The 19,828-nt window shown below is 31.9% G+C and carries 14 protein-coding genes and 3 pseudogenes; 9 read left to right on the top strand and 8 right to left on the bottom strand.

Going from position 1 to position 19,828, the window contains the following annotated elements:
- The first annotated feature begins 65 nt into the window (after positions 1–65).
- Positions 66–653, top strand: a complete 588-nt coding sequence (gene adk, locus WBAF_RS02445) for an adenylate kinase (protein ID WP_121463454.1) — start codon at positions 66–68, stop codon at positions 651–653.
- A gap of 548 nt (positions 654–1,201) precedes the next feature.
- Here the strand turns inward: adk and WBAF_RS02440 are convergent.
- Positions 1,202–2,299: a YhdP family protein gene (locus tag WBAF_RS02440; RefSeq protein ID WP_121463453.1), complete on the bottom strand. Its 1,098-nt coding sequence runs from the start codon at positions 2,297–2,299 to the stop codon at positions 1,202–1,204.
- 268 nt (positions 2,300–2,567) lie between these two features.
- Here WBAF_RS02440 and WBAF_RS02565 point away from each other — a divergent pair, with 268 nt between their 5' ends.
- Positions 2,568–2,699 (top strand): hypothetical protein, encoded by a 132-nt coding sequence (locus tag WBAF_RS02565; protein WP_256388159.1) that lies wholly within the window; start codon positions 2,568–2,570, stop codon positions 2,697–2,699.
- A 129-nt stretch (positions 2,700–2,828) separates the two neighbouring features.
- On the opposite strand, the gene WBAF_RS02560 is transcribed toward WBAF_RS02565, so the two are convergent.
- The gene (locus WBAF_RS02560) at positions 2,829–2,960 is read right to left on the bottom strand and encodes a hypothetical protein (RefSeq protein WP_256388158.1); all 132 of its coding nucleotides are present in this window, start codon (positions 2,958–2,960) and stop codon (positions 2,829–2,831) included.
- Positions 2,961–4,382: 1,422 nt separating this feature from the next.
- Between WBAF_RS02560 and WBAF_RS02535 the strand changes: the two are divergent.
- From WBAF_RS02535 to accC, 3 genes and pseudogenes are all read left to right on the top strand, one after another.
- Positions 4,383–4,553 (top strand): annotated as a pseudogene (locus tag WBAF_RS02535) (type II 3-dehydroquinate dehydratase); the annotation flags it as partial.
- 146 nt (positions 4,554–4,699) lie between these two features.
- Positions 4,700–5,170 carry an acetyl-CoA carboxylase biotin carboxyl carrier protein gene (gene accB, locus WBAF_RS02430; RefSeq protein WP_121463451.1) on the top strand — a complete coding sequence of 157 codons (471 nt, stop codon included), beginning with the start codon at positions 4,700–4,702 and terminating at the stop codon, positions 5,168–5,170.
- Positions 5,171–5,181: 11 nt separating this feature from the next.
- The gene (gene accC / locus WBAF_RS02425; protein ID WP_121463450.1) at positions 5,182–6,528 is read left to right on the top strand and encodes an acetyl-CoA carboxylase biotin carboxylase subunit; all 1,347 of its coding nucleotides are present in this window, start codon (positions 5,182–5,184) and stop codon (positions 6,526–6,528) included.
- A gap of 565 nt (positions 6,529–7,093) precedes the next feature.
- On the opposite strand, the gene rpoH is transcribed toward accC, so the two are convergent.
- From rpoH to ftsY, 3 genes are all read right to left on the bottom strand, one after another.
- Positions 7,094–7,948 carry an RNA polymerase sigma factor RpoH gene (gene rpoH / locus WBAF_RS02420; protein WP_121463449.1) on the bottom strand — a complete coding sequence of 285 codons (855 nt, stop codon included), beginning with the start codon at positions 7,946–7,948 and terminating at the stop codon, positions 7,094–7,096.
- A gap of 1,490 nt (positions 7,949–9,438) precedes the next feature.
- Entirely contained in the window at positions 9,439–9,573 is a 135-nt protein-coding gene (locus tag WBAF_RS02555; protein WP_256388157.1) for a hypothetical protein, read from the bottom strand.
- 5 nt (positions 9,574–9,578) lie between these two features.
- Positions 9,579–10,820, bottom strand: coding sequence for a signal recognition particle-docking protein FtsY (gene ftsY / locus WBAF_RS02415; RefSeq protein WP_121463448.1), 1,242 nt, complete (start codon positions 10,818–10,820; stop codon positions 9,579–9,581).
- Between the two features lie 191 nt (positions 10,821–11,011).
- On the opposite strand from ftsY, the gene rsmD reads away from it, so the two are divergent.
- Positions 11,012–11,590: a 16S rRNA (guanine(966)-N(2))-methyltransferase gene (gene rsmD, locus WBAF_RS02410; RefSeq protein ID WP_121463471.1), complete on the top strand. Its 579-nt coding sequence runs from the start codon at positions 11,012–11,014 to the stop codon at positions 11,588–11,590.
- A 16-nt stretch (positions 11,591–11,606) separates the two neighbouring features.
- Positions 11,607–11,852 (top strand): DUF1145 domain-containing protein, encoded by a 246-nt coding sequence (locus WBAF_RS02405; protein WP_121463447.1) that lies wholly within the window; start codon positions 11,607–11,609, stop codon positions 11,850–11,852.
- 216 nt (positions 11,853–12,068) lie between these two features.
- Here the strand turns inward: WBAF_RS02405 and tusA are convergent, their stop codons facing one another.
- From tusA to WBAF_RS02390, 3 genes and pseudogenes are all read right to left on the bottom strand, one after another.
- Positions 12,069–12,323, bottom strand: coding sequence for a sulfurtransferase TusA (gene tusA / locus WBAF_RS02400; RefSeq protein WP_121463446.1), 255 nt, complete (start codon positions 12,321–12,323; stop codon positions 12,069–12,071).
- Between the two features lie 1,606 nt (positions 12,324–13,929).
- On the bottom strand, positions 13,930–14,910 hold the full coding sequence (gene epmA / locus WBAF_RS02395; protein ID WP_121463445.1) for an elongation factor P--(R)-beta-lysine ligase: 981 nt from the start codon (positions 14,908–14,910) through the stop codon (positions 13,930–13,932).
- A gap of 2,123 nt (positions 14,911–17,033) precedes the next feature.
- Positions 17,034–17,117, bottom strand: a pseudogene (locus WBAF_RS02390) (LPS export ABC transporter ATP-binding protein); the annotation flags it as partial.
- 1,248 nt (positions 17,118–18,365) lie between these two features.
- On the opposite strand from WBAF_RS02390, the gene WBAF_RS02385 reads away from it, so the two are divergent.
- A complete protein-coding gene (locus WBAF_RS02385) occupies positions 18,366–18,620 on the top strand; it encodes a BolA family protein (protein WP_121463444.1) in 255 nt (84 codons plus the stop codon).
- A 792-nt stretch (positions 18,621–19,412) separates the two neighbouring features.
- Positions 19,413–19,593, top strand: a pseudogene (zapE, locus tag WBAF_RS02715) (AFG1/ZapE family ATPase); the annotation flags it as partial.
- Between the last annotated feature and the right edge of the window lie 235 nt (positions 19,594–19,828).

Below are 19,828 nucleotides of genomic sequence, written 5' to 3'. Positions count from 1 at the left end.
TAACCTTCTTGCTATAGTTTATGACGATTTAATCTTGGTATGAAAAATAGTATCCACAATTCATTATGGAAAAGTATGCTATTCCGCAAATTGCTACCGGTGATATGCTGCGTGCTGCCGTAAAGGCAGGTACCGAGTTTGGTTTAAAAGCGAAAGAATTAATGGATACCGGTAAGCTTGTTACTGATGAATTAGTAATTGCTTTAGTTAAACAGCGTATAGCACAGGATGATTGCCAAAACGGCTTCTTACTGGATGGATTTCCTCGTATTATCCCACAAGCAGATGCAATGAAAAGTGCCGGTATTGCGGTGGATTATATATTGGAATTTTATATACCAGATGAAATTATTGTTGAACGCATTGTTGGTCGTCGAGTTCATACTCCTTCAGGTCGTGTTTATCATATTAAATTTAATCCACCTAAAATAGCAAACAGAGACGATGTTACCGGTGAAGAATTAAGTATTCGTAAAGATGATCAAGAAGAAACTGTACGCAAGCGATTAGTGGAGTATCATCAGTTAACTGAGCCTTTAATTGCATATTATCGTCAAGAAACTGCTACCTGTCATACCAAGTACTTTAAATTGGATGGGACCCGTAAGGTTACTGAGGTCAGTGAAGAGTTGGCTAACATTTTAGGTTGTTAGTTGATAAAATAGGCATGCAATCTTGGGGTCTATTTTTTATTTATAGCTAATTAACCGCATATTAATAATTTAGATTGACTATAATCAGCAATAGCTGCTCTAAGATCTAAAACTTTAGCATCACCTTTACACTAGGCGCCAACATCTAAAGTCCATTACGTTCAAAATTATAAATAAAAATATGACCGGGGTGGGGGAATAACGCCATGCATCACCTACATCAGTCAATTTTTCGCCAACCAAAATACTTAATATACGCTGATCTTTGGCTGCTAAATAACTAAAATCACCGGTTGTAGATAGTTATTTTGCTTGCAACTCTAAATGATCACTCCAAACCTGGCGTAATTTGTCTTCTTCCGACCACCAAATAGTTCCTTGCCCTGCATAAATTTCCAATGGTGCTTTAACGCTCGATTAAACTGTCATTTAAGTTAAATGAAAATATCCCGGCTTGCTGACCACCTCGCAATGAACCACTAAAATGTCTAACTGAAGGTATATTTCCCCAGCTATTCCAGCTAGCCCCTTTTCTGGCTTGCTAGGCGTTATATCCAATGTACTATTTGACCTTTTGGCTGATATTTTTGCCAATCACTAATAAATTTAGGCATGAAAAAAGAGAAAATAGGGATAATAGATCTTAATCTCTCTATTTGAATATTATTAACCAGTATACGCCAATTATTTTCATCTGCTTTTGATTGTGGTAAATAGAGCAGAGAAATTTTGCCTTCAAGCCATTGTTGTTGATCTGTTTTAAAATTTGGTATCTGTGGAATATTAAATAACCAACCATTTACTTGACGATGTAGGGTAAACAATAAATCATCAACCTGCCAATTTGCCTGCCCATGATGCAACTGTAATTGCCCACCTTCAATACGGCTATCTTTAATGGTAATCAAGCTAGAAAGACTAAATTGTAATCCAGTACTATCACGTAACCACCTACTTAACCAAGGGTGCAGATTTACATTATCTGCATATAAATAAACTATACCGCTATTAATTAGACCATTTTTATTACTAATATTGAGTTTTATTTTAATCTCATTCAGATCTTGCTGTTCAAAATTATCCAGATTTATAAATCCTTGTGCTCGATGATATTCATTTTTATTTAACCAAGTCAGTTCAGGGAACTTCAATGTACTTTTTTCTGCAGATGGAGTAAAAAAAGTAATTTGACTTTCCTTAAGCGTAAAATAATCAAATTGCCGTAAAAATAATTCACCTAAAGCATCTAAGTAAAAATTACTGAAATCACCTTCACTGATAAACTCTAGCGGGTTATAACAATCTGCATTTAATTTATAGAAATGAATATACCTGAAACGGAGATGTAAAGAAAAAAGTGAACGCCACATATCAAGTGAAAATTTTATTTTATTTACCTTAATACTCACTTTGTCAGTAGTGATATTGACGTCAGAAAGTATTAACACTGGCCCCCAATAGACCCATTTACCTTCAATATGACTAATTTTAAACGGTATTCCTGTTAATGATTGAAGTTGTCCTTCAAGTTGATTTCGATATTCATTAATTTGCGGAATAAAAAGACGTAGTCCAATAATGGACAATGCCATAATAAGTCCTATTATTGCGATTATGGCTACCAATACCTTAGGTAGTAATTTCACCCATCTATCCTTCTCAAATAAGTTACTACAATAACAATCTAACCGCCATCATAACTAACTATATACGACATAAAACTGTTCCCAAGGCTCAATTTGGACTTTAGACAGATTTGCTAAAAATAATTTCTACTTCAAGCCAATATATGATATTCATCACTATTTAATGCTTATACAACAACCGCTGAAGCATATACTAAGAAACAATTTCCCGTAAAATTTAATAACACTATCTGTAATTCATTACAGAAAAAAGATTCAAGGCTATAACGTGTTATTTTACGTGTCATCTTTAACACTATTATTTAATAATAATTGTTCCAACGATGCCAAAGGCGACGATGCTCAAGAGAAGAGCAAGCATATCAATCAAATCGATAATAATACCGACCAAGTTGCGTAACCTTCTTGCTATAGTTTATGACGATTTAATCTTGGTATGAAAAATAGTATCTTCCAGGTTACTGTGACCAACAAAAGATCATTAGATCTCTTTGTCATCATCATAGAGATATAATATTGGTAATAGACATTAATATAGTTCAAGTTTTACTGTCATTTTAGGCATATTTAATGAAACAAAAGTCAGCTTTAAATCAAAACTGATCCAGGATAATGAAGCCACTGCAAAATAACGAATAATACGATGTACTAAATTAACCATAAATATTGATTCTGTACTTATGATGGTTTTTACGTGTAACAATTTTAGCCTATAAAGACTTCAAAAAGTCTGCCTGCGACATTACACGATCTTTATTATGATATGAGAAAGCAATTGTAGTCATAACTTGGTGTATTTTACCTGAAAGGGTTATTCACCTATGCGCAGCATGGTTTTCATCGGCTTTAAAATTACCGTTACTTAAAATAATAGTATCTGCACCTAACACTGGGTAGGGTTTTGCTGCCATCTCAACACCAGCTAGATATTTTTTACATGCTAAGCAAATAATATACTAACATGGTATCTATCCTTCCATAATTCAGATATCTCAGGGCAAATAATGTCAAATTGCCATCCTAGCCTAGCAGCTCAATTAACTTATACATTTAAGACGCTAAATAAATTCTATTTACCATAAATAGTCTCAGAAAAATAGACAATTAGCTATACTTGTTTAACAAACTATATTTTGCGCAAGTTATTTTTATAAAAAATAACTAAAAGTTTAAATTAACATCAATATAAATAAAGTAAGGATTTAAGTTCCTACTTTTATTGGTTAATGTCTAGTAATCACTCAACAGATCACCTACATACATGTAGGTCCTTGCCATCATCACAAACTAGCGTAAGATCCAATAAAGGTAATGTCTATTTTTTCATTAAAAACTAGCGAATGAATAAAAAAGTAGTTGAAAGATATGCCCAAAATTGTTAAAAACATAAAACAATGAAATTTATTCAAGCTAGAAATGAATAAATATTTTTCTACTTTACCAACCACATTCGTAACCGCTAGTTTCAGCGGTATGCTCTGTATAATGGCTTTGAAAAAAACGGAGTAACCGATAGGTAACATTCTTGTATACAAGACAACTTCTCAACTTGATTATTCCGTCACAGCAGCAACTGGTCGAGAAAGTAATATCGATTATTTAAAGTAACTTGACGCTAAGGGCGGTAAAGAATTTACTATAATACTTATATTATGCGACGACTACGATTGGCCAATAGATCCAGTTTGAAAAAGGTATTAATTCATTGATCTGCATAATCAATAACTAAATCACTGACCGGATACTGGTAAAAATACGTTAAATTTTTAATATTCTAGACAACCTTGCTGATTAGAATAATATTCTGCTGCTAATTGCGATGAAATGTTCATAATATTGCTCTTTGTCGTCAAAAAAACGTTTTCATTATGAGAAAAAAATGACAAACTATTAACGTCAAGTTCTGTTGTCTAATTATCAGTCGGTGAGAGATACCATAAAATGGCAAAAGATTTCCATCTTTTGCTGCTAAATGGCCCAGATTTAAATCTGCTAGGGAGGGTAATGCTGTTATTCTATGATGCACTTAAACTTCAGGATATTATTAACCAAACAAGTACAAAAACAAAACAATAATGTAAGCCATCAAGCTAAAGGGAAAGTAAACTTTATATTGATAACCCTAGCTGCATTAACGAATACTAGTATGGCATTACGAGATGCAATATTAAGCATTGCAATTCCTTTTTATGAAATCCACTTTACTAATATTTATGCACGTGAACCATTAATACATCACTCCTATCTATCCAATAAACGGAGTCATCTGTTGTTTCCGTGCTGATGGTTGTATTTTTCATTAGAAGCTATAGTTAAATGCTTATTAAGTATTAAATAATTAGCAACCATTTATGAACCCCAACCTAATAAATGTAAAGCAGAAAAATATGGAATTAACTTATGGACATTCGTAAAATTAAAAAATTGATTGAGCTTGTTGAAGAAGCTGGCATTTCTGAACTAGAAATTTCAGAAGGTGAAGAATCAGTGCGTATCAGTCGTACAATCGTTCAAAATTCACCAACTATACAACAGTATATGACAGCGCCTACTACGCATCAACCAGCTTTAGCAAACACAATAGCACCTTCTCAAATTTTACCTGAAACAGCAAATGAGAAAAAAGCAGAAATCAGTGGTTATACTGTTCGCTCACCAATGGTAGGTACCTTCTACCGAGCCCTAAGTCCAGAAGCAAAACCATTTGTTGAAGTAGGCCAAACTATTAAGATAGGAGATCCTCTATGTATTGTCGAAGCGATGAAAATGATGAATCAGATCGAAGCAGACAAAAATGGTATAGTTAAAGCAATTCTGCTGGAAAATGGAGAAGCAGTTGAATTTGACGAGCCATTGATTATCATAGAATAACGGGGCATCCTATGCTTAAAAAAATTGTTATCGCAAACCGTGGCGAAATTGCTTTACGCATTTTACGTGCCTGTAAAGAACTAAAAATAAAAACTGTCGCCGTACATTCTATCGCTGATCGTGACTTAAAACATGTATTACTTGCTGATGAAACTGTCTGCATCGGCCCTACCACTTCAGCTGAAAGTTATCTTAATATTCCAGCAATAATCTCAGCAGCAGAAATTACTGCGGCAAAAGCCATCCACCCTGGTTACGGTTTTCTATCTGAAAATGCCGACTTTGCTGAAAAAGTAGAGCGCTCTGGTTTTATATTTATTGGTCCTAAACCAGAAACCATTAGACTCATGGGTGATAAAGTTTCAGCTATAGAAGCCATGAAAAAAGCCGGTGTTCCTTGTGTTCCTGGCTCTGATGGACCTTTAGGAAAGGACATCAAAACCAATAAAAAGATTGCTAATCGAATTGGCTACCCAGTTATTATTAAAGCGTCTGGTGGTGGTGGTGGCCGCGCTATGCGCGTTGTTCGTAATGAAAGTGATCTAGAAAAAGTCATTACTTTGACTCGCTCCGAGGCTAAAGCTGCCTTTAATAATAGTATGGTTTATATGGAAAAGTTCCTAGAGAATCCGCGACATATTGAGATTCAAGTACTTGCTGACATTCAAGGTAATGTTATTTATTTGGCCGAACGCGATTGCTCAATGCAACGTCGCCATCAAAAAGTAGTTGAAGAAGCTCCTGCACCTGGTATAAAAGGTGAGATGCGTAAAAAGATTTGCGAGCGATGCGCAAAAACTTGTCTTGATATCGATTATCGTGGTGCTGGTACCTTTGAATTTCTCTATGAAAATGGAGAATTCTATTTTATTGAAATGAATACGCGTATTCAAGTTGAGCATCCAGTTACGGAAATGATCACTGGGGTTGATCTAATTAAAGAACAGTTAAGGATAGCTTCCGGATTACCCCTATCTTTAAAACAAAAAGATGTTAAAATTCATGGTCATGCAATAGAATGCCGAATTAATGCAGAAGATACGAATACCTTCTTGCCAAGTCCGGGTAAAATTACTCGCCTCCATATTCCTGGAGGTTTTGGTATACGTTGGGAATCACACATCTATGCAGGTTACACTGTTCCACCTTACTATGACTCTATGATTGGTAAACTTATTACTTATGGTGAAACTCGTAGAATTGCTATTCTACGGATGAAAAATGCCTTATCTGAATTAATTATTGATGGCATTAAAACTAACATAGAATTACAACAAAAAATTATAGAGGACAGTAATTTTTTCAAAGGTGGGACTAATATCCATTATCTGGGGAAAAAACTCGGCTTACAGGAATAAACTTTTCTATCCACCTTTCCATTATGTACCATTCTATCAGGGTACGTACAATCGTTTAACAGTATTTTTTCCTATGCAGCTTAGTTTAAGTGAAAAAACTTCGGTGCTTAAATTTATACCTGTCAGAACAGCTATATTACAGATTAGCACATTCCTTCCTTGCAGATCTAAGAATTTTTTGTATTACAAATTTACTTAAAAACAAAGAAAAATCCAGTTTGTGATTTACTATGCGTAAAATTTAATAATAATCTAGAAGATGAAATGCAAAAAATTGGTACCTGTTTGGTTAGCTTGGATCTTGTATTATTATCAATTTATGCCGGATAAAAATTAAAGTTTCAGTCTGTCAAAATTGTGTAAATAGGGTGTTTATTTAATATAATAACATGCAGAACGTGACAGATAAAAAATTATGTAATATTATAGAATAAACGGTTACCTTTATAAATTTGCCATTATCTTTCTATCTTTTAACAACTTTTCATCTATTTATTGCCAAGCTTTAAATTGGCTGAATAAAAAAGTTTAGCTAGATTTTTATCTCATCCCAGTGTGACTTATTTTAAGCTTCCATCACCAACCTAATTTTTTTCATGGCATTTTTTTCTAATTGACGAACACGTTCAGCAGATACACAATATTTATTGGCTAAATCCTGTAAAGTAATTTTATTTTCTTCATCAAGCCAACGCGCACGAATGATATCCTGACTCCGCTCATCTAAGGTAGATAATGCATGCATCAATTTATCAGTAGCATGGGTTTCCCAATTATCTTCCTCAAGACTATCAGCAAAATCAGAAGATTTATCTTGTAGATATAAACCCGGAGCTATAATCGTATTTTCACCATTATAATCATCTTCATTCATGATGAATACCATATCTTGTGCAGCCATTCTCGATTCCATCTCACGAACATCCTTGCTAGTTACACCTAGCTCTTTGGCAACCATATCTACTTCATTTTGATTAAACCAGCCGATACATTTCTTATTCTTACGCAAATTAAAAAAAAGCTTACGTTGAGCTTTAGTTGTTGCAACTTTAACTATCCGCCAATTAAGTAATACATATTCATGAATTTCAGCTTTGATCCAATGAACAGCAAATGAAACTAAACGTACACCAACTTCAGGATTAAAACGACGAACAGCTTTCATTAGACCAATATTACCTTCTTGGATCAGATCTGCTTGTGGCAATCCATAACCTGAATAATTACGCGCAATATGAATAACAAAACGTAAATGAGAGAGTATAAGCTGTTTAGCAGCATTTAAATCACCATGATAATGCAGCCGTTTTGCATATTCTTGTTCTTCCTCTACAGTCAACATAGGATATGCATGAGCTGATCGCACATAAGCTTCAATACCTTGTGGAATGAATGCTAATGATTGCATATCTTTGGTCATTGATATCCTCTTTGAATTAAATAAACTAAAAATTAGTTCTAAATAAAAATTTTCTATTTGAATAGATTGTATTGCTCAGCGATTAATCTAATATTTAGTAGTTTAACACTACTTGGTATCGAAAAAATTTAATTGATCTAATAAAATTGAAATTTTAACTTCTACATTGTTAAACACCTAAATTACTTTTAATGCTGAAACTGATCACTCTGACGTAAAACGCAGTGTTAAGCTGTAGCCGGGCATAACCAACCATCCAATCATCGCGGCAACCAAAATAGTACATTATCCCATAAAACCACTTTAATGTAGTGCAAAATACACAGGCAACCTGTGTAACAATACCAGTAAATTGCGATACCCATAATGCAGAAAGTATTAATGAGAGTAAAGCACCAAATAATCTTAATATAAGACCACTATTTTAAAAATAGATGCATAATAAAACCATCTTATTACCTCAATCAACTTCATTACATTAATCTTATCCCTACCGGCAAAAAATCTTTTATAAAAAAATAGCCATAACTATTAAAATAACAATCCCCATTGCAATTTGTCCAATCAGACCAGTTAATGTAGCTAAACACTATCGTCCACGCGAACATATTCAATTACTACTAACTAACCTACTTTGTTACGTCGTTTTATAAATGATTGTTAATTTTGAAAATCAATTTTCTGCATTATAATTGCTACTGCAGATAAAAGATTTTATTCCAACAAATCTAACACTGTGTCAAATACTGATTGATTGTGAAACTCAATCATGGCTTCTTCACGCGACAGGTAATTAACATTTTTAACACCATTAATTACCTAAGCTCAACGACTATTTGTTCAGCGCCTTATCCAAATAACCGGGTTAATTAGGGTGTGAGATACTCTTGTTGCGCAGCTGGTAAAAAATTGTTCTAAACAATATAAACAAGACTAGGAAGCATTATCGAAATCGCAATAACAAACAACTACCTTCAAAAACGTGGCTAAAGTCTAGAGTAACATATCTTATAATATATTTAGCAGAGTAACTGCTCTTGCCCCCACTAGCTTTGACTGTTTTATGGATAGATTTTTTAGCCATTCTTACCTCCTATCATTCTTCCCTAGCTTTATGTAAGAAAAAAATAATCCCAATGCGTAACACGCTCACAAAAGATCATGGTTAGCTACCAAAACTACATTAACTAGATTTAATTCTTAATAAAAATTATAGGTAGGTTTATTTGCTAGCAATACAAACAACTATGGTTATTAACCAATAAGCGCATACCTAAGCAGTTCCTAACTGGATAATTAAATTGGATAACTGTGCTACTAAGCCCACTTTCTCTAAAGAGAAACCTGACAACTAATATCCTAATAGCACTGCTTGCTATAATCAGTGGAATAGAAACATTGTCATATATGTTTCTATAACAAAAAAAGAGTGATATTTAAAATCAAGCATATCTGCCGTTGTAAAAGTTGACTTAATAATATGATGACCACTAAACTAAATATGGCCATGGGCGTTCAATACCACAAATTAACTTTAATAAGGTACTTCTCTCTGCTCCCAATGACCGGGAAGAAACGCCCCCCCCAACAAGATTAGTTTTACTAACATGTCCAATGCTAATCATTAATATTAATCCTTTAGGACAAAAAGCGCTTCGATGAAATCATTAGCTACAAATGGTCTGAGATCATAAATGCCTTCCCCAATCCCGATATAACGAATCGGGATCTTAAACTGATCGGCAATAGAAAAAATCACGCCACCTTTAGCTGTACCATCAAGTTTAGTTAAAATAATACCGGTTAACCCCACTGCCTCATGAAAAATTTTAACCTGATTAATTGCATTTTGACCAGTACTCGCATCTAATGTTAGCATCACTTCATGAGGCGCTTGTTGATCAAGTTTTTGCATTACCCTGACAATTTTTTTCAACTCCTCCATCAAATACGCTTTGTTTTGCAATCGTCCAGCAGTATCTACAATCAATATATCTATTTTCTTTGCTTTCGCCGACAGAATGGAATTAAAAATAGCTGAAGCTGGATCTGCACCAGCATGTGGAGCAACAACGGGGATATTGTTACGCTCTCCCCAAACTTGCAATTGTTCAACCGCGGCTGCCCTAAATGTATCTCCAGCAGCTAACATTACTGATTTACCTTCTGCTTGATATTGGCAGGCTAACTTACCAATTGTAGTAGTTTTACCGACCCCATTAACCCCAACCATTAATATTACATAAGGTAGCTTATTTTCTATAACTAATCGCTGATCTACGTCAGATAAAATCTGAGTCATCTTTTCACGCAACTTGCTATAAAGCATCACAGCATCATTCAACTCTTTATGATTAGCATAGGTAGTTAGACTATCTATAATCTTTCTTGTTGTTTCTAGCCCCACATCAGCAACTAAAAGTTGTTCTTCTAACTCATCAAATAGATTATTATCAATTTTTTTACCACGAAAAAAGCTAACAAAACCTATACCCATGTTTTGCCGCGTTTTTAATAACCCCTGTCTTAACAGGGCAAAAAAATTTTTTGTGGCCTGTTTTTTGAGCTGTTGTATCTGCGGTACTTTTCCATGTTCATCTATTTCTTGTAAAGCTTTTATCTGTTCACTAGGTGTAACAATTTTGATCGCTTTAACATCTGCTGCTGGGCATTGACCGTTTTTTTCTTCCTCTACTTGTGGTTGCACCTTTTCTACTTTTACAGAATTTAGTGATGTCTCTATTACATCCATCATACCTTCAGAGTTATCTTCTATTCTTTGTTTGGATCGTTGCTTTGTCTCTATTTTTTGCAATTTATTTTCATCTCCTAACCCTAGCCAGGAAAAAAATCTTTTTCTCTTTTTAACCATCTGACATTACGCTCCTAGCGGTAAAAATATTGTGTTACTAAATAATAAAAAATTTTTAAAAGTGTATCACTTGATTTGATAACAACATATATCTGATACCCATTTCATGTTAAATTAGCGATAATTTAAATATTGCACATACTGTCGATAAACATCGGTATTATTCTCAACTATATTAAAAAACTGTAATGATGGTAAGAAAAATACAATCTACATCAAGTAACCAAATTCGTATTATTTGCGGTAAATGGCGAGGACGTAAACTACCTGTTGTTGACAGTGATGGCTTACGCCCTACAACAAATAGGATAAGAGAAACTTTATTTAATTGGTTAATGCCTGTTATTCAACAAGCTCGTTGTCTTGATTGTTTTGCTGGTAGTGGTGCTTTAGCTATTGAAGCTCTTTCTCGCTATGCAGCTTCTGCTACCTTAATTGAATTAGAACGCTACGTCGCAACACAGCTAGCGTCCAATCTAGATAAATTAGAGGCAAAAAATGCACAAGTGATTAATAGCAATACATTGAACTATCTATCCCAGGCAGGCACAACATATGATGTTATTTTTCTTGATCCACCTTTTGGCAAAGATCTATTGCAACAAACAGCCTTGCTATTAGAACATAATGGTTGGTTAAGCGAAAATTGTTGGATCTATGTTGAGACAGAAACAGATGCTAATTTAGCCATTTTACCTAAAACTTGGCAACTTTATCGTAAAAAGTTTTCTGGAAAAGTCGCTTACTGTCTTTATATTCGTAATCAATAATCAGCTAAGAAATTTTATGTTAATAAATTCTAGAAAATTATTAATGGTTTTTATTTTGGGATTCATGATATTTAATTTAATCCATCCGTTTCCACAACCATTAAAATATTTTATCTATGTAGCAATGATATTTATAATTTTTATACTTGCTATGCAAGCCATTTTTTTGCTAGCCGCTTTTGCAAAAACAGAAAAACATCATCGTTGGCTAAAAATAAAAAAATTAACTAACAAAAAAATAAATCGCAAATTATTACAATAATAATGCATTAAATGCATTATTTGCTTATTAATTTAGCTATTTTCATTGATCTTCTTTAAAGAAAATAAATAGTTATCCCTAATTAACTAATAACCGCTAAAAATAAATTTCATAACAAAAAATTTCTGGAGTAACAATCTATCGTTTTATCAACGTTATTCAAAAAATAGTTTCGTCGCTTATCAAAAAACTATTTTGTTTAATACCATTTGATTTTTAGTATTCATTAATTTTTTTACGGATCACATAACGGTAAGGAGGGCACTTAATTTCTTCAGCTAACAATTTATGTTCCATAAAACGGCAAAAGGCCGGAATATCACGGATTGTAGCCGGATCATCCGCAATAATTAATAAAGTTTCACTTTCAACCATATGACGAAATATTTTTCTTATCATCATAATTGGTTCAGGACAACGTAACCCTTGAGTATCAAGGGTTACATTAGGATTAGTAAAAATATCTGGCATAGGTATTTCATTTTAAAATCTGTTAGATAGGTTATAATTATATTATAAATCAAATAAATTAAACTTACATTATTAATGATAAATATATAAGAAAAATTATTATTTATTTAAATTTTATCTTATATCAGATATTATTTAACCAAAATTGGGCAAAGAAAATATGAGTTTTTATGGTGCTTCTATCGCCCGATAGAATCTTTATCTTTATCTCATATTCTTTAAGTTCTTTTTTACCAAGGACAATAGCTAGGGTTTATCACCATAATTTATTTGTGGACAGTATTGTGCATGCATAATTCAATATCTATTTAAAGAATAAATTATCTATTAAGTAGAAAATATCGATATCCATTCAATGGAATACCGTGTAAACAACATAATACTCAGCAATAATTACCGTTACAGGGAATTTTTTGATATTAATCTAATTAATTACTGATGCTAATTTAATAATTAGTCATATATCACAATATAAATCATCTTTAATTAGTCAGTGACTTTTTATAGCAGGACTAAAAAATTTATTGTGCCTTAGGCTACCTCAATTATTATGATTATTAAATTGATTTCATAGTTCGGCTGGTGGTAACAAAAAGAAATGTTAGTGGTGGCATCCTGATAATAGGTCCTGTCCTGAGTTCCACACCTAGAAATAAGCAATACATATCGCTGGCTTTTGCCGCTATTGTATTTGCTATTACTGCTTTTACTTTTAATTTTTAAATTGGTCACCAACTTACTTACGTAAAGTTAAACACTTTGCTATAATCATCATGCTCATGGTATTATTTTTTATATGAATATCAGCAGGCACACTACTTTGCAGTTAGATATCAGATAAAGTTTTCAAAGAAAAACCTTAACGCCACCAGCTGATTTTTCATAGCATTAGTCACAATTTAAAACATTACCTTATTGTTATCCACCCCCTTATTGATATGGCTTGTTGCTAATTATTAGCTTCTTAATTTATAGCCCTGTTTGTTAAACCAGGTTACATACGCTTGAATTAGCACCCTAAAACCGCTGGCACTGCGGCTGATTTTACCAGTGTATAGCTAGTTCTTTCTGTCGTGTTCGGTGGTTATAAATTGTTCTGCTGGAGAAGCAGTATTGATATAGCAAAAAAATAAAAATGTTTATCTACAGTGTTTTGATGCTAATGAATTAAACCGCATTTAAAATTAACTTTTACCTAAATTAGGCATAAATTTAAACCTGGTTAAATTAATTGCTGTCATGAAACTTATATGGTCGCTTGACTAACTATAAATATTTAAACCAGTAGCAATGAAATAAGTAGCTAAGCTTGATGAGATTACAACATGCTCATTATAGTAAAATAACCCTTACTACTATGGTTAAAGATACACACAAAAATAGTCGTTCATCCATACAACATTAGAATGTATACGCCACTAAATTACATGAAAAACAGTCAACACCGGCTTAGTTTTTATATAAAAAGCTAACATCAATAATACTTTTACCGTTTCCCTGAAACTGGTTCAAACCATTGCAAAAACCACATCAATATCAATAACTGATCAACAATAAAATAAGTAGAAAAAAAGCTAAATGAACTTCTCAAAATCTAATCGTTAGATTAAGCGCGCTCTATAGAAAAAGAGATAACATCACTTATTTTTTCTGCATGTAACACCAACATCACTAAACGATCAATACCTAAAGCAACACCCGAGCAATAAGGGCTGATCTTATCTAGTGCAGTAAGGAAATACTCATCAATAGGCTGTTCTGGTAACCCCATTTTTTCCCGCATTTGATTATCATTATCAAAACGTTCTCTCTGTTCTTGTGCATCAGTCAACTCACGAAAACCATTAGCCAACTCAATACCCTTAAAATAAACTTCAAACCGATCAGCAACCCGGTGGTCTTCTTTACTAATTTTAGCTAATGCGGCCTGTGAAGCAGGAAAATGATAAATAACAGTAGGTTTGTCTTTACCTAAATTAGGTTCAACTCCCATAGTAAACAGAAATTGTAACAACACATCTTTGTTTTCTTCTTTTTGCGTGTTATTTAAACCAAATTTTACTGCAGAATCATGTAATTGTTTACTTTCTGATTCTAGTGCTAATGGATCAATATTTAGATAATGCTGAAATACCTGTTGATATGATATCCGCTCAGTTGGTTGGCAGTCTAAAATAAGTTGCAGCAAGTCATCTACTTCATCAATAAGTCGATACATGTCATAATGAGGTCGATACCATTCAAGTATAGTAAATTCTGGATTATGGTAGCGTCCTTTTTCTTCATTACGAAAAGCTTTAATTATCTGATATATAGGACCACTGTCGGCCGCTAGCAAACGTTTCATATGATATTCAGGACTGGTGATCATATATAATTTAGTACTGTCAGCAATCACAGGAGCAAAAAATTGTGTTTCAAATGGTGATATATTAATATCTGTTACTGTGGATTTACCTAATATAGGTGTCTCTACTTCTACTACCCCACGTTCGATGAAAAAACGTCTGATTTCAGCAATAATTTTAGTTCTTTTAAATAAGTTATTGATAGACGCGCTAGGCTGCCAATTCACTATTTCACTCATTGTAAAAACTCCCAAAAAGAATAACGCATATCGTTAATCTCATTACTAGGGTTTTAACAAAAATAAACTAACTCTTACTTAAATAGTAAGATAACCTGAACACATTAATTAATTGAAATAAATAATTAATGTTAATGATAAGTTGATAGAACTATTTTATATATATTATCCAATAAATAAAGAAAATATTTAAACTGAAAATTATAACCCTATAAAAAATAAATTTTAATAATATCAATATGTTATGTTAAAAAAGATGAAAAATTATTTACAACTATAAAAATAATCATTTTATTGGATTAGTGTAAATTTTTATTGATTAAATAATTAATATTTATATTATAAAATATAACAAATGAATATGTTTTGATTGATGTAAAAAATATAAAAATAAGTTACATATCAATAATATAAGTATATTATTGCGTTGTTTAAAACAATAACATATTATTTAGTCAGCAACAAAAACTGGCCACGAATAATTATTTAATCTTTATTTTAAATATCATTATCAATAAAAAAAATTAACTTGAACTACACTAAGTTATTTTCAATAACATATAAACTTAATTATACCGATTTCTTGATCAAAAAAAATTTTTTTTTAAAAGTATATTGGCGCTTACTTTTTATAAGTAAAATACTACAAAGGCTTGTATCTTAAAATTTAGATAAAACTACTAAAATAATAACTATTATATTTAGCAAAGTTAATGTAGTTTTTTTCCAGCTTGGGTGATTAAAGTTGGTAAATAAGCAAATAGGAGATGAATATAGCCATTCATCTGAAGCCTGAACTAATCTCTAAAGCTATATTAGATAAATATCTCATCGTTTACGATATTAAAGATTTTTACGTTATTCTTTGCGAACTAGTACTTTCTAATGCCACCGGAGACGGAGACCTGTAATACTCATTTTTAGCTTAGATTTTTTAGAAACAGTTATTAAGTAATGATTTTAATTATTCATTACTTCACGCAACACGAATTAATATCTGGTATAAACGATACTAGATTAAATAATCTACATTTAGTACTATAGTGTATAGTGCCTTGTATTATTTAATAATACAGATTAATGAAAATTAAATTAATCTAATTCATATGGTCAAAATATTGTTTAAATTTTGACCATTTCTTTTCCACAGTTTTACGTAATTCTTCTGTAATCTACAATAAATGGATAGACACTATCGATATTTAGCAACTGTACGACAAACAATTTTAATATCCTGTTCTGCAACAATTGGTTATAAATAAAGGGTTATACAGGGTTTCTGCCGCAATAAAAATTTTTACTAGCACGCGTAAATAAAAAATATCCGCTAGAACCATAGAGTTCATATACTATTCACCATATTCAAAACATTCTAATCATTATCAGAGTATTTACCTAGAGAAACATAATGTTGATTGATTTTCAATCGGGAAATCATGATTGCTAAGTAATTATAAATGATCATTAATTATTAGTTTAGTTTTTCTTAGATAAGCAGTCTTTAAAAATTTTTGTTGCTATACCAATCAGATTGAAGTGCTGGATCCGGGTTAAAAAAATTTAAGACCCTTCCAGGGGTAAATCATCATAAAGATCTTCAGTGGTACTTAAATAGCTAGATTCGTCGAATAACAATAGCAGCGGTAATTACGGCATCTATTTCAGTAACCATGTTAATAAATAGGATAAATAATATTACAGCGTTTGCAACGTTTACTCTTGGTAGATAGGCAAATAATTTTTGCTCAAATTATTGGTAAGGTTTGGATGGTTATATGAAAAATAAATTGCTTACCAAGAAGAATCTAAAGTTAATTCGCCTGGTATATCATTTTGTTAAATTGATTTAAAACTATCTAGGGCTAGTTATCATTAGTATCTAATGTTTAAATTTACTAGTAGAGATAATCTTGTTCAATTAAAGGATTGGCTTCAAAAGCTGGCTTAATTTGGTATTTAAGTTATAATGCTGAAAGTAGCAACCACCAAATAGCTTGTTGTAGCTGTGGTATCATTGCTAACTAAGTCATAGTTACAAACTATGTTTCAGAACATGGGTCTATCCTATTGGAAATAACATAATAAAAAATTTTACTAACTTTAATTAATCAAAGGCGGAAAACTTATCCCAAATAAACGCGTTTTACTTGTTCATTTTCTGAAATTAGGGGGGTTCCATGAGCAATAAGATGACCTTGACTTAGTAAGCAAGTTCACAGACATCTTAACCCATTCTTGAACATTACTCTATTTATAGAGTATATTGTAATTTATTAATTAATTTTGCTTTATTGGTATGGTCCAAGCAGGGATACTATTCCTTAATACTGGATTAATGAACCAGCTTATTTTATTACTCGAAAAATAGTGAGTCTGATCCATTGTCAGCTTAATTGCCAATTAATTTTATAACTTGGTTAACTGTTATCAACTATAACAGGTGCTTTTGCTTGATTAAAATCATATAAGTTCCAGCCAATAAGCGTTAAAACAATCAGTGTTAATATAATATTAATCCAAAACTTAAATTTACTTATCGTTATTTTTGCATTGATAGGCAGTAGGAATTTTCTATCTTATCTTGAGCAAGCAGAATGAGATAACAAATTTCCAGTACCACACCTATGCAGCCTACATGATATGTAATATCATGCGTTAATAACATTGTATGTGCGTCAGCTACGACAACCGAAACCAATATATATCTGCGACATGACGGGCTAGTTAATTAACTCATCACCAATATAAGCAATATGCTTCTATTTTATTTAAAATTGAGTGATCAAATGATTATAAGCTAATTTTAAAATTTACCTTGGTAAAGGTAATTTAAGAGGATGTTATTTTATTAACATCATTCATGTATTACCCCCTAAATTATATTATGTATGCCTGCTGGCAAAAATTAATGCAGATGAATAACACCAATAAGTGTATCTGCTTTTGCCACCCAGTAATGCAGTACTATGGTGTTATTGCATCAAATTAAAAGCCTAGGGCTTTATACCAACGGCTGTCATTACATCGGCAATTTTGGTATTATTTAATATTCATCGCAAAGACGCGTCCTAAGTCACCATCAATAAAAATACATGCAATTTTGCATTTCTTCATTTATCTGGATATGATAAATTAACTTGCTCAAGAAAAGCCGATGCATTTAATATACTCAACTGGCCATAAAATTAGAATATTTAATTGGCCACTTCTTATATAGAAGGGGCGATCTTAATATGTAGAATAGATCAAGCTAATGATTGTTTTAAGACCATTATTAGAATTTATCAACTTGAGGATTTTGTAACCTCATTGGGTAATAAATTTATAAAATATTTTATATATAAAGTTATTTATCTTGTGCATTTTTTATGCCAATGATATTTTTTTTATTGGCAAAAATTGTGGATCTATTAGGATCGATGCATTGTCTTTTAATGTTATAATTGAGTTTAATTATGAATATAAATGAAATAAAGCAGGTATTAATAGAACAATTGAAACTGGATGAAGTTATCGTTAATGGAGATAGTAGCCATTTTAAAATAATTGCTGTCGGTGAAATTTTTCATGGTATGAGTATGGTTAAGCAGCATCAAGTGATTTATGCGCTACTAATGGAATATATTGCAGATAATCTAATCCATGCATTATCTATTAATGCTTATACCCCAGAAGAATGGACAAGATATCGTAATATTAATGGTTTTTAAGAATATACTGTTGCAGTAATAATATAAATATATCTCATAAAAAATTACTCAATTGATAAGTTTAAACTCAAGGTACTAACTATTTTGATCGGATCAATCTAGATTTCAGGTGTAAAATACGGTACTACCGATATTGTTTGCATCGTTATTAGCAGAATAACCAGTTGAATTACAAAATTTTTCAAAACTAAAAGCTATTGACATAATAGTTCAATAACTTAATTAGTTAGGTACTAACTTTAAAAACTATAGCGCTATTTTTGTTGATGCCCGTGTTATTAATAAATTTTGTGCACCTTCTGAATTATAGCCAAGACGATATGTGCTATGTTATCGAGTAATTCTGCACTACGCAGAAATGGCTAACCAATTATTTACTATATTCTTCTAATTCATGATACTTGGTTAAAAGTGCATAACTGAAAGAAGAAAAAGTTATTTATAATTATTTCATCTTATTTTGAGGTATTAAAGTACCAAAGATTATTAATCTTAGAATTAGGTTCAATGATCAAGAAAATTATGACCTTTTAAAGGATAGCACATTTAAATATTCTTCATTATCAATTGCTTAATTTTACATACCGGAAAAATAATAATTGGCCAATTCTTTCTTTGCTAAGAAAGAAACTACAGTTACATTTTTATCGTTTCAGCTAGCTAAGTGTAGATAATTTAAAGTTAACCACATCCATTGGAATGGTTGCTGATAGATCTGAAACTAACATTTTATGTTTTGGTACGGTTTCTCTGATATTACTAATGCCATGATTTGAGCAATGTTATTAACAGTTTGCTAGCGGCATTTGCTTAATAGCAATATCTAATATTCCACTAGATGAACTCTATCGAGATAGATTGCAACGAACACGTTTTATACCTTAAATAGAACAAATAAAGAAATATTATAACATTATTAATGTCAGGTATTGATTACCGGTTACGTACCTTGAAACAAATAGGATGGTGGATATACTAATACGGCAAACTTGTAGAGAGATTTCCTCTCCGTGGGATTAATCATCATACTATGCTAACAATCCTACTATGCTTATAAGCAAAAGTAAGGGTATTTGTTACGCGTTGAATATCAAATATGTTTATCAAAATTATAAAAAATGTAAAGTTATGAATACCTAAAATTACTTCATATAGCTTGATTAGCAAATCATAATACAACAGGGTAGTAAAATTTTTTATGTCGATTT

Source organism: Arsenophonus endosymbiont of Aleurodicus dispersus (assembly GCF_900343015.1).
Taxonomy (GTDB): Bacteria; Pseudomonadota; Gammaproteobacteria; order Enterobacterales; family Enterobacteriaceae; genus Arsenophonus.
This window is presented reverse-complemented; position numbering and strand designations above follow the sequence as displayed.